General features: G+C 71.5%; 11 protein-coding genes and 2 pseudogenes. 7 read left to right on the top strand and 6 right to left on the bottom strand.

Annotated features, from left to right (window positions below; all coding sequences use genetic code 11):
• The 5 genes from HO151_RS00485 to HO151_RS00465 all read right to left on the bottom strand — a co-directional run.
• Positions 1-1,004, bottom strand: a 1,004-nt coding sequence (locus HO151_RS00485) for an ABC transporter ATP-binding protein (RefSeq protein WP_173894159.1), incomplete at its 3' end; no start/stop codon positions are given.
• Positions 1,005-1,008: 4 nt separating this feature from the next.
• On the bottom strand, positions 1,009-1,425 hold the full coding sequence (locus HO151_RS00480; RefSeq protein WP_173894158.1) for a lasso peptide biosynthesis B2 protein: 417 nt from the start codon (positions 1,423-1,425) through the stop codon (positions 1,009-1,011).
• A gap of 97 nt (positions 1,426-1,522) precedes the next feature.
• The gene (locus HO151_RS00475; protein ID WP_173894157.1) at positions 1,523-1,786 is read right to left on the bottom strand and encodes a lasso peptide biosynthesis PqqD family chaperone; all 264 of its coding nucleotides are present in this window, start codon (positions 1,784-1,786) and stop codon (positions 1,523-1,525) included.
• Between the two features lie 24 nt (positions 1,787-1,810).
• Positions 1,811-3,679, bottom strand: a complete 1,869-nt coding sequence (locus HO151_RS00470; protein ID WP_173894156.1) for a lasso peptide isopeptide bond-forming cyclase — start codon at positions 3,677-3,679, stop codon at positions 1,811-1,813.
• 129 nt (positions 3,680-3,808) lie between these two features.
• Complete coding sequence (locus HO151_RS00465) at positions 3,809-3,916, bottom strand: keywimysin-related RiPP (protein ID WP_173894155.1); 108 nt, start codon at positions 3,914-3,916, stop codon at positions 3,809-3,811.
• 422 nt (positions 3,917-4,338) lie between these two features.
• Here HO151_RS00465 and HO151_RS00460 point away from each other — a divergent pair, with 422 nt between their 5' ends.
• From HO151_RS00460 to HO151_RS00440, 5 genes and pseudogenes are all read left to right on the top strand, one after another.
• Positions 4,339-5,262: an NAD(P)-binding domain-containing protein gene (locus tag HO151_RS00460; protein ID WP_254594604.1), complete on the top strand. Its 924-nt coding sequence runs from the start codon at positions 4,339-4,341 to the stop codon at positions 5,260-5,262.
• Positions 5,259-5,471 (top strand): annotated as a pseudogene (locus HO151_RS00455) (alpha-hydroxy-acid oxidizing protein); the annotation flags it as partial. The gene HO151_RS00460 and the pseudogene HO151_RS00455, both read left to right, overlap by 4 nt.
• Before the next feature lie 55 nt (positions 5,472-5,526).
• Positions 5,527-5,922: pseudogene (locus HO151_RS00450) on the top strand (long-chain fatty acid--CoA ligase); the annotation flags it as partial.
• A gap of 82 nt (positions 5,923-6,004) precedes the next feature.
• Positions 6,005-6,706 (top strand): TetR family transcriptional regulator, encoded by a 702-nt coding sequence (locus HO151_RS00445; RefSeq protein WP_173894154.1) that lies wholly within the window; start codon positions 6,005-6,007, stop codon positions 6,704-6,706.
• Between the two features lie 120 nt (positions 6,707-6,826).
• Positions 6,827-8,389: an MDR family MFS transporter gene (locus HO151_RS00440; protein WP_173894153.1), complete on the top strand. Its 1,563-nt coding sequence runs from the start codon at positions 6,827-6,829 to the stop codon at positions 8,387-8,389.
• A 113-nt stretch (positions 8,390-8,502) separates the two neighbouring features.
• On the opposite strand, the gene HO151_RS00435 is transcribed toward HO151_RS00440, so the two are convergent.
• Complete coding sequence (locus tag HO151_RS00435) at positions 8,503-9,066, bottom strand: dihydrofolate reductase family protein (protein WP_173894152.1); 564 nt, start codon at positions 9,064-9,066, stop codon at positions 8,503-8,505.
• 244 nt (positions 9,067-9,310) lie between these two features.
• Here HO151_RS00435 and HO151_RS00430 point away from each other — a divergent pair, with 244 nt between their 5' ends.
• Both HO151_RS00430 and HO151_RS00425 read left to right on the top strand, forming a co-directional pair.
• Positions 9,311-9,955: a dihydrofolate reductase family protein gene (locus tag HO151_RS00430; RefSeq protein ID WP_173894151.1), complete on the top strand. Its 645-nt coding sequence runs from the start codon at positions 9,311-9,313 to the stop codon at positions 9,953-9,955.
• A gap of 463 nt (positions 9,956-10,418) precedes the next feature.
• Positions 10,419-10,759, top strand: a 341-nt coding sequence (locus HO151_RS00425; protein WP_173894150.1) for a helix-turn-helix transcriptional regulator, incomplete at its 3' end; no start/stop codon positions are given.

The following is a 10,759-nucleotide window of genomic DNA, read 5'->3' as shown; positions in this document are numbered from 1 at the left end:
ACGTGCTCGACGTGCTCGACGTGCTCGACGTGCTCGACGTGTTCCACGTCGAGGTCCTCCACCTGCTCGATCCGGGCCGCGGCCGCTGACGCGACCTGCAACTGGCCCACGCCCTCAACCAGTTGCCCGATCCGGGGGGCGAGGGCGAAGAGGTAGAGCAGGAAGGCGACGAGGGTGGAGACACCGATGGCACCGGAGGCGACGCGTGCGCCCCCCACCCCGAGCACCACGAGAAAGCTGACCTGGACGACGACTGCCGAGACCGTCGCCGACACCGCTTCCCACCGGGCGGCGCGCACCGCGGTGCGCCGTGCGTCCTCGGCCGCCCGGTGCAGTGTCCCGGCCTCCTGGCGCTCGGCCCCCGATGCCTTGAGGGTACGGAAGGCACCCAACGCCCGCTCCAGGGCGACTCCGATGCGTCCCACCGCTTCCTGGGTGCCGCGGGTGGCCCGGCCGATCCGGGGGGCCACCAGGGCGACGAGGACACCGACGAAGGCGACGACCGCCAGGGTGACGCACAGCAGCACGGCGTCGAGCAGCCCCATCAGCACCACCGTCGCCACGGTGACCAGGGTGCCGGTGACCGCCGCGGACACCGCTTGTGGGGCGCTCTGGCGCAGCAGCGTCGTGTCGGAGGTCACCCGGGAGATCAGGTCGCCGGGTTCGGTGTCCTCCACCACGGGCACGCGGAGCCGCAGGATGCGGTCGGTCAGCCGGCGGCGGGCGGCACAGACGACGGACTCGGCCGAGCACTGGAGCAGATAGTGGCCCAGCCCCACCAGGACGGCTCCGGCGACCACCAGCAGGCTGAGGACGAGGACCGTACCGGCCGTCGGCCGGCCCTGGCCCATGTCGTCCATCACGCGCTTGGCCGCCAGCGGCTGGGCCAGGCCCAGCACGCTGCCCGCCAGACCGACCACGACACCGATGGCGATACGGGCACGCTGCGGGAGCAGGTACCCCACGAGTGCCCGGTGGCCCGGGCGGGCAGGAGCGGTGGTCATCCGCTCACTTCACGGTGAAGAAGCGCTGGAAGTAGTCGGCCGACACGTCTTCGCCGACGAGGACGCCCTCGGCCTCGACCCAGGCGTGCGCGGCGAACGGCGGCCGGCTGCGCACCCCTACGCACCAAGTGGGCCAGGAACCGTAACAACGGCACAGCAGTACGGTGGCCAGGGACCGGGGCAGGCAGCCCTTGTGCCCTCCGGCGGCCAGGCTCACGGCGAGCACCGCCTGCCTCGCCGAGGCCGTCTCGGCGAGGGTGGCGGGTCTGGCACCGCCGCGCACCCGGCTCAGGACGGTACGGATGCGCTGGGGCGGCTGCGTCGCCAGCAGGTGGGCGCAGGCCACGGCCGTCCGCGCCAGGAGACGGCGGGCGACCGGGATGGACCGCGGGTCGTAGGGCATCGCTTCCGGGGTCGTCATGGGTGCCTCATCGAAGTGGAGGGACGGGCCGGCCGCGGACACCCGGTGGTGTCCCGGGCCGGGGCCCGCAGGCCGGTGGCCGAGGAGCCCGGGCCCCTCACGGGCCGGGGAGGACGAGCCCTGCGTCGCGCAGCTCGCCGATGATGCGCCTGACGTCCTCCGCCGCCGCGTCCGTGTCCACGTCCTCGTAGCGGGCGGTCAGGAGCTCGACGGCCCGCTCGACGTCCCCTCCGTCCAGCAGGTTGCGCAGGACGACCGCGGCCGTCGGGTTGAGCGTCCAGTACTCGGCGCTGTCCTGGTCCAGGAGCGCCAGCCCGTACTCGGTCTCGGTCAGCAGGACATCGTGCTTCAGCGTGGGCATCGTTCCACCTCTTCTCACGTCTTCTCACGTCCGCCGTCCGCCGTCGGCCGGCAGGGGGGTCCTCTCCCGCGAGCGCAGCCACACCTCGCAGGCGATCGTGGAATGCAGCAGGTAGCTTTCCGACTCCGCCGACAGGGCACGGCGGCACCAGGCGCGCAGGACACCTTCGTCGACCAGGCCCAGCCGGGCCAGCCGGGAGTCCTCGCACAGCGCCAGCAGGGCCGGGCGGTGCTCCCGCACCCCGGCCTCCTCCTCGAACGTGGCGTTGGCCTTGGTGGCGCGGGAGCGGACCGCCTCCGGCACGATGCCGCGCATGGCCTCGACGACGAGGGGCTTGTACCGCCAGGGAGTGATCCGCTCCTGCGGCCGGACGGCCAGGGCCGCCTCGATGACGCGGGTGTCGTAGTAGGGGGCGGAGACGGTGATGCCGAGCGGGGCGGCCATCTGCCCGATGTGCCGGGCCCACTGCGAGATGCCGTCCATCGCGACCAGCTCGCGGTGCTCGCCGTGCCCCCTGCCGCGGGGTTCGACGGCGTTCCGGCCGTCGCGCAGGAGCTCGCGGGCCGCCGCGACGGCCTCCGCCGTGGCCCAGGGCGGCATCCGGGGCGGCACCGCCCAGTCGAGCAGCGGTTCCCCGGCCGCGACGGGGGGTTCCGTCAGGTCCAGGGCCACCCGCTCGATCCAGGCGCGGTAGGGGCGCCGGTCCGCCAGCTGACGCAGCACCGCCCGCCGGTTCCACTGGTATTTGGCCGCGTACCCCCGGACCGACCGCAGGGCGACGAGGGGGTGGGAGAGCACCAGCGAGTGCAGCCGGGCGGGTGTGCCGGCCAGAAGTTCGTCACCGCCCAGACCCGTGAGGTGCAGACGGGAACCGCGGGCCGCGGCCAGCTCCACGATCCCCATCCGGCGGTTGCGGTCGACGGTGAGGATGCTGGGGGTGTCGAGGACGTCGTCGAGCGTGTCGATCCCGTCGAAGGTCATGGCGATGTCGCCGGCCGGTACGACGTGGTGTTCCATGCCGCCCAGGGCCTGGACGGTGCGCCGGGCGAAGCACACGTCGTCGCCGGCCTCGTCGTGCAGGGCGGCTGTGTAGGCGACCACTTCGGCGTCCCCGCGCACCGCGGTGCAGTGCACCGCTGTGGAGTCCACGCCGCCCAGGTCCGAGGTCACCAGGTCCCGGCCGCCCGTACGCACTCCCACCGCTTCGACGAGCGCTTCCCGCAGCCGCGCGGCGCCCTCGGCCAGCGGAACGACGGGATCCGGCGGCGACCACCAGCGTGCGGTGCGGGCGCGCCCGTCGGGGAACAGGGTCAGGTGGTGGCCGCCCGGCAGCGCGTGCAGCCCCCGCCACACGGGGGCGCCCGCCCAGGGGTACGGCGCCCCCGTGCTGAGCAGCTCCAGGGCGATGCGGCGCTCGTCGAGTGCGGCACCGGTCAGTTCGGCGAGGACATCGGCCCGGTCGCAGGCCACGACCACCTCCTGCGAACCGGGCCGTGCCGTCCCGGTGTGGAAGACGCGCCGCAGCTCGACCACGGTGCCCTGCACCCGGACCCGGCCGCCGCAGCCGGCGATCAGGTGGAAGCTGCCGGCCCAGTCGGCGGCATGGTCCAGCGCCTCCAGGGAGCGGGCGCGCGTCACCGCCGCGGCTGCCCGTTCGGCATCCCGTGCGGTGACGGCATGCTCGCCGATCACCGCCACACGGGCGTCCTCGTGCTCCCCCACGACCATGGCCTGCGGCCCCCAACGACCCACGAGCCAAGGCCGTCCCGAGGCATGACACAGATTCTGTGACGCGTGGTGGAGGGCTTCGGCGGCAAGGAGGGCTGCCGCGTCGGTGTCGGGAAGAACGACGAACCAGGCGGATACGGCCTGCAGTGACGGGAACCGGTCCATGTAGCTCGGCCTTCGGTCGGTTGCTCGGACAGTGGAGCGGGTGGTGGCCGGAAGCCACCACCCGCGAGACCGGGCCCGCCCGGTGGTCTGCCCACGACGCACCTGCCCGGCGGGTGCCGGCAGCCTGCGTCAGAGAAGTTGCTTGCCTCCGAGGATGTCCTTGGGCCCGGTGTTCTTGAGACCGGTGACCTTGCGGAAACCGCCCGCCTTGGAGAGGGTGGGACGCTCGTACGTCATGATCGTTCTCCTTCGTCCTCGGGAATGCCGTAACCGACAGGCGCATATACGTTGCCCTTGCACGAATTCCCGGAGGGAACGCCGAGCAAGGATCTGCGCTACTTCCAGCCAAGTGCTACAAGCCGATTAGCGCAACGCCTCCTGGGAGGGCTTGAAGAAGTGCTGAGGGGGCGCGAGAAGTGAATTCCATTGACGGCCGAATCCTTCACAACCCCGAAATCGCACAAGACTGAGCGTCGACTGTACTCGAATTTTCAGAACCCGACGTGTGGGCAGTTCTTATGAGGAGTTACGGGCACGGGCTGTGAGCCTTTCGGTAAAGGCATCCCTATTGCCGGAAGTCATGCGGTGAGCATCGCGTACTGGATTTTTGTCGCATTGCCCGACCGCCGGGAGACGACCTCGTCGACTCCCGCGTACCCGTGACCGCCGTCGACCCCCGTGCGCCCGCCGTCGCTGGTGAACTCGACAGCTACCAGCTCAAGTCGCAGAACGCGCTCCTGGACGGCCGGGTGCTGGACATCCGCCGGGAGGCGGACGGCCTGCGCGTACCGGTGTCCTTCGAGCGGGCCGACGAGGTCGTCAAGGACCTCCGCTACGACCGGGTGATCGTCGCGGCCGGTTTCCGGTTCGACACCTCGATCTTCGACGACACCTGTGCGCCGGACCTGATCGTCGACGGCCGCTTCCCCGCCCTCACCCCTCTCAGCGAGTCGGTCAACGTCCCCGGCCTGTACTTCGCCGGGACGCTGATGCAGGGCCCCGACTTCAAGAAGTCCACGACCGGATTCATCCACGGGTTCCGCTACTCGGTCCGCGCCCTGCACCGCGCGCTGCGCGTGCGCCACTACGGCGAGACCTGGCCGGTGACGGAACTGGGCGACACCGTGGAGCGGGCCGTCGACGCCGTGATCACCCGGGTCAACCGGTCCTCCGCGCTGTGGCAGCAGTTCGCCGTCCTCGGCGACCTGCTGCTCGTCGCCCCCGACGGCACCCTGCGCCACGCGGAGGAGGTCCCCGTCCGGCACGTGGCGCAGGCCGTGCGAGCCGGGGACTTCGGCGAGGTGGCCGCGCACGCGGTGATCACCCTGGAGTACGGCGCGGACCACGACCGGGTGGATCCCTTCGACGTGACCGCCGGGCGCAAGCCGCAGCAGGACGTGGCGGGCCTCGACAGCCGCTATCTGCATCCGGTCGTCCGCTGGTACCGGGCCGGTGAACCCGCCGGCGAGCACCACGTCACGGAGAACCTGGAGAACGAATGGGACAGTGAGGAGTTCCACCGTGCCCCGCTGCGCGCGTTCCTCGCCGACCGCCTCGCCTCCGCCGCCCCGGTGACACCGTGACGCTGCGCGCGCTGCACGACGCGGCCCGCAGGACGCTGGATCCCGTCGGCTACGACTACGTGGCGGGCGGGGCGGGCGAGGAACGTGTCCTGGCCGACAACGAGCGGGCCTTCGACCGGTACCTGCTGCTGCCGCGGGTCCTGCGCGGCGGCGGGACGCGGGACACCGCCGTCGACCTGCCGGGCGCCCGGCGGGCGGCGCCGGTCCTCGTCGCGCCGACCGCGTTCCACCGGCTGGTGCACCCGGACGGTGAGCGGGCCACCCGAGGTGTACGTCGACGGCTGGGTGCGCACCCGCGACCTCGGCCGCCTCGACGGCGAGGGCCGGTTGTGGCTCACGGGACGGACCCGCGACGTGATCATCGTCAATGCCAACGTCCACTACGCCGGTCCCGTCGAGCGGCTGCTCGCCACCCATCCCTCGGTGGCCGAGGCGTACGTCGTCGCCGTCCCCGACGACGACACCGGCGAGGCCGTCCACGCCTTCGTGGTGCCCACCGCCGGACACGTCCCGGACCTGGGCGAGCTGCGCGCCCTGGTCGGGGCGAACCTGGAGGAGGCCAGCGCACCGACCCGCCTGACCCTCATCGGGGAGGTACCGCTCACCCCCGCGGGAAAACCCGACAAACGCCGACTCGCCACCGGAGGACGGCAGCCCTGAGACAGGGCGGCCGCACGTCGCACGGGGCGGGTCCCACGCGACCCGGAGAAGGATTATTGCAGAGACTGCATTTTTGCGTAGTATGCAATGCGTGAGCGAGAAGAACACCGCGGAAGACGGCTGGCGTGAGCGCAAGAAGCGGGCCACGCGTGCCTCACTCGTCGAGTCGGCGGTGCGGCTGGCCGCCGAGCACGGACTGGAGAACGTCACCGTCGACGCGATCAGCGCCGCGGCGGGGGTCTCCGCGCGCACCTTCTTCAACTACTTCGACTCCCGCGACGAGGTGTTCGTGCTGATCGGCGCGGAGTCGAGCGCCCGGGTGCGGCGGGCCCTGCTGGACGCGCCACGTGAACTGTCGCCGCTCGAGGCGCTGCGTGACGCCATGGCGGGGGAGTTGCAGGAGGTCGAACAGCAGACCGACTTGTGGCGCCTGTACGTCGAGGTGCTGGGCAAGGCCCCGGAACTTCTCGCACGCAGTCTCGGCGCCCACTTGGCGGACGAGACCGGCCTGGCCGAAGCGGTCGCCGAGCGGATCGGCGCCGGTACGTCCCCGGGCGCCGACGACGGCCCGGCCGGCGCGTCGCAGGACGAGCGACGACGCGCGCTCGACCTGTACCCGCGGCTGCTGGCAGCGGTCGGCGCCACCGCCGGCCGTATCGCGGTGGAGCACTGGTGCGTCCACCAGGACGAAGCCGATTTCGCCGACGTGTTCCGCGAGGTCTTCGAGCAGCTGGCTGCCGGGCTCCCGCAACCGCCGGCGCCGACCACGTCCGGTCGACGCTGACCGGACCCTTTGGCTCAGGGCACCCCACCGTCCTTCCGCCGTGCGGGGTGGCCCCGTTCGACCTTCGAAAGAGATGAAGTGACTTCACCAGCGGCGCCGGAAGAGGCGTCCCCGACTGCCATGTCCCACCGGCAGATACTGCAGGCCATGTCCGGACTGATGGCCGGCATGTTCGTGGCCATCCTCGCCGGGACCGTGGTGGCCAACGCGCTGCCGCGGATCATCGCCGACCTGGGGGCGAGCCAGTCCTCCTACACCTGGGTCGTCACCGCCGAACTGCTGGCCATGACGGCGACCGTGCCGCTGTGGGGCAAGCTCGCCGACCTCTACGACCAGAAGCTGCTGCTCCAGCTCTCCCTCGGCATGTTCGTGGTCGGCTCGCTGCTCGCGGGCTTCTCGCACGACGTGGGACTGCTGATCTTCAGCCGGGTCGCCCAGGGCATCGGCGCGGGCGGGCTCACCGCCCTGGCCCAGGTCGTGATGGCCGCCATCATCCCGCCCCGCCGACTGGGCAAGTACGCGGGCATCTTCGGCGCGGTCTTCGCCGTGGGCACCGTGGCCGGCCCGCTCATCGGCGGCGTCCTGGTCGACACCTCCTGGCTGGGCTGGCGCTGGTGCTTCTTCATCGGCGTACCGTTCGCGCTGCTGGCGATCGTGCTGCTGCAGCGCACCCTGCGGCTGCCCGCCGTCCGCCGCGAAGCGAAGATCGACTTCCTCGGCGCCTTCCTGATCGTCGCGGGCGTCTGCGCGCTGCTCATCTGGGTGTCGCTGGCCGGCAACGAGTTCGACTGGGTCTCCTGGCAGACCGCGGCCCTGACCGGCGGGGGAGTGGTGGCGCTGGTCGCCGCACTCGTCGTCGAGTCACGGGTCGCGGAACCCATCATCCCGCTGGGCATCTTCCGCAACCGCACCGTGTCGCTGACCACGCTGGCCAGCCTGTTCGTCGGTGTGGCCATGTTCGGCGGCACCGTCTTCCTCTCGCAGTACTTCCAGGTCTCCCTCGGCAAGTCCCCGACGGCCGCGGGTCTGATGAGCCTGCCCATGATCCTGGGTCTGCTGGTGTCCTCCACCCTCGCGGGGCAGATCATCAGCGCCACGGGCCGCTGGAAGATCTACCTCGTGATCGGCGGCGTGTGCATGACCGCGGGCCTCGCCCTGCTGTCCACCATCGACGCCGGCACGCACTTCGGCCTGCTGAGCATCTACATGGCGGTCATGGGGATCGGCGTCGGCCTGCTGATGCAGAACCTCGTCCTCGCCGCCCAGAACGACGTCCCCGCCGCCGAACTCGGCGCCGCCACCTCGGTGCTGTCCTTCTTCCGCAGCATGGGCGGCACCATCGGAACCAGTGTGCTCGGCGCGATTCTCGCGAACCGCGTCGCCAGCGAGATGACCAAGGGCCTGCAGGACGCCGGTGCCTCGGCCGGCGCCACCGGGGGCGGTGCCCACAGCGTTCCGGACATGACGAAGCTGCCGGCGCCGATGCGGGAGATCGTGGAGCACGCCTACGGCGTCGCCACGGGTGACCTCTTCCTCGTCGCCACCCCGTTCGCCCTGCTGGCGCTGGTCGCCGTGCTGTTCATCAAGGAGAAGCCGCTCAAGGACACCAGCGGCATGGAGCGCCTCGCCGAGGAGTCGGGCGGTGCCGGTGCACCGGCACCGCCGGCGACACCGGTGGGCTGACACGACGGGGCGGCAGGGGCTGAGTCCCGTGACGACGACGCCGTCGTCACGGGACTCAGCCCCTGCCGCCCGGGCCCGGACACCGGGGTGTCCGCGGTGTGCGGAGGCGGAGGTCAACCGCTGGAGGGCCGCGCCTGCTTCCGCACGCGGAAGCGGAGCATCGTGACGGCGCCCGACCGGGTGGTGCCGAACGGTTCCAGGTCGATCCTGCCGAGGCCCGGGGGCGAGAAGCGGACACCGTCGCCCAGCAGCACCGGCACGACGTACACCAGGATCTCGTCGACGAGCCCGCGCCGCAGGCACTGGGCGGCCACATCGGCACCGAGGATCTCCAGGTTCCCGCCGCCCGCGGCGCTGCGTGCCGTGGCGACGGCCTCCTCGAGATCGCAGCTGAGGAACGTGACGCCAGGGTCCGGCTCGCCGGGAGGCTCGTGGGTGAGGACGAACTGTGCTCCCCCGTCGTAGGCGGTGCCCTGGGCGGACATGCGCTTGGCGACCTCGTACGTGCCGCGGCCGATGAGCATGGCACCCGTGGCGGCCATGACCTCCGGGAACGTGTCCGCGGTCAGGTGCTCGGCGATCCAGTCCATCGCGTGACCGGGACCGGCGATGAAACCGTCCAGCGACATCGCCCTGTTCACGACCACCTTGCCAATACCGGTGCTCACATCACTCATGCGTTTTCCCCAAGGACGCCGGAGGTTCGGAGCCGAATCGTAGTTCGCCGGCGGGAAGCGCGAGGGCATAATTCGAACATCTGTACACAGCGCCGCGGCGCCGCAATGCCGGAACACTGCAGCACCGCACCGGTGGGCACCGGAAGAAGTCATGAGCCGCTGTCGATCCGGCCATGTCCCGTTCGACGTCCTGACGTGGGGCATCCCGCCGCACGAGGAGCGACAGGACCTGACGAGGAGACACATGGATCAGCTGCTGAGAGTCATGAACTTCAGCGTCTCGAGTGAGGGGATCGGTGCCGGCGAGCACCAGAGTCTTGAGAACCCGTTCGGCCACGTCGACCCCGGGCGGCTGTTCGCCTGGGCCGGCGCCACGGCGAGCTGGCCCATGCGCACCGACCCCGGAGGCAGCCGCGGCCTCGACGACTACTTCACACGGGACTTCGCGCGCAACATCGGCGCCGAGATCATGGGCCGCAACAAGTTCGGCCCCCAGCGCGGTCCCTGGCAGGACCATGACTGGCGCGGCTGGTGGGGCGACGAACCCCCGTTCCACACCCCGGTGTTCGTCATGACCCACCACGAGCGCCCCTCGATCACGCTCTCCGACACCACGTTCCACTTCGTCGACGGCGATCCGGTCACGGTCCTCGAACGGGCCCGGGAGGCAGCTCAGGGCAAGGACGTCCGGCTCGGCGGCGGGGTCACCACCGTCCGGCAGTTCCTCGACGCCGATCTCGTCGACACCCTGCACGTGGCGGTCTCCCCGGTGGAGCTCGGCTCCGGCCTCCGCCTCTGGGAGTCGCCCGACGAACTGCTCGACCGGTTCCATCTGGAGGTCGCGCACAGCACGAGCGGTGTCGCGCACCACCTGTTCTGGCGGAGGTGACACGAGGCCCGCCCCGGCGACCGCCGGGAGACCCGCTCCTCGCCCGGGTCTCCCGGAGACCTCCGGGGCGGCTGCCGGCCGGGTTCCCCCCTCCACGTACGACCACGACCGACGTGCTCCGTACCGGCTGCCGCCCCGCGACGCCTCGTCCCCTCCCCCGGCGAGGACGAGGCGCCGTCCGGTGGGGCGGCGCGGGGTGGACCACGCCGCCCGTTGTGCACCACAGACACTGCCCGCCGGTCCGCCCCCCGCGCCAGGGCGGCCGCTCGACTTGGGCGTGCTCGGGACGTCCCTGCCGCCGACCTGCGAGGACTCCGGAAGAGGCGCGGCTTCGGCGGGACGCCGGGACGGGCCGGAACGGCTGAAACGGTTCGGTCACTCCTCCGGTCCCTGTCACGGGAGGGAACTGGAACGGGAAAGTGCGACATCTTTCTGTGAGGGACTTCAAGACGTGGGGTGGAACATGTCTCGATGGAAGAAACTGCCCGACTCGCTCGACCCGCAGGTCCGGCAGTTCGTCGTACACCTACGAAGACTCAAGGATCACAGCGGACTCGGGCTCGCGGCGCTGGCCGACAGAACCGCGTACAGCCGATCCTCCTGGGACCGCTACCTCAACGGAAAGGCACTGCCCCCCCTCGGGGCGGTCGAGGCCCTGGCCAGGGCCTGCGACACCGACCCGGTACGGCTCGTCGCCCAGTGGGAGGTGGCCGCGGAGGCCTGGGGCACGGCCCCGGAGTCCGGACTCCCGCCCGGATCGGTCTCCGGGCCGGAACCAGGACCCGACCGGGGACCGGGGCCCGA

This window comes from Streptomyces sp. 8P21H-1 (assembly GCF_013302945.1).
This window is presented reverse-complemented; position numbering and strand designations above follow the sequence as displayed.

Bases quoted from the DNA above. Each gene is read 5' to 3' on its own strand.
- HO151_RS00430 (WP_173894151.1), top strand. From the start codon at position 9,311: ATGGATCAGCTGCTGAGAGTCATGAACTTCAGCGTCTCGAGTGAGGGG.
- HO151_RS00480 (WP_173894158.1), bottom strand. From the start codon at position 1,425: ATGACGACCCCGGAAGCGATGCCCTACGACCCGCGGTCCATCCCGGTC.
- HO151_RS00440 (WP_173894153.1), top strand. From the start codon at position 6,827: ATGTCCCACCGGCAGATACTGCAGGCCATGTCCGGACTGATGGCCGGC.
- HO151_RS00475 (WP_173894157.1), bottom strand. From the start codon at position 1,786: ATGCCCACGCTGAAGCACGATGTCCTGCTGACCGAGACCGAGTACGGG.
- HO151_RS00465 (WP_173894155.1), bottom strand. From the start codon at position 3,916: ATGACGTACGAGCGTCCCACCCTCTCCAAGGCGGGCGGTTTCCGCAAG.
- HO151_RS00445 (WP_173894154.1), top strand. From the start codon at position 6,005: ATGCAATGCGTGAGCGAGAAGAACACCGCGGAAGACGGCTGGCGTGAG.
- HO151_RS00435 (WP_173894152.1), bottom strand. From the start codon at position 9,066: ATGAGTGATGTGAGCACCGGTATTGGCAAGGTGGTCGTGAACAGGGCG.
- HO151_RS00470 (WP_173894156.1), bottom strand. From the start codon at position 3,679: ATGGACCGGTTCCCGTCACTGCAGGCCGTATCCGCCTGGTTCGTCGTT.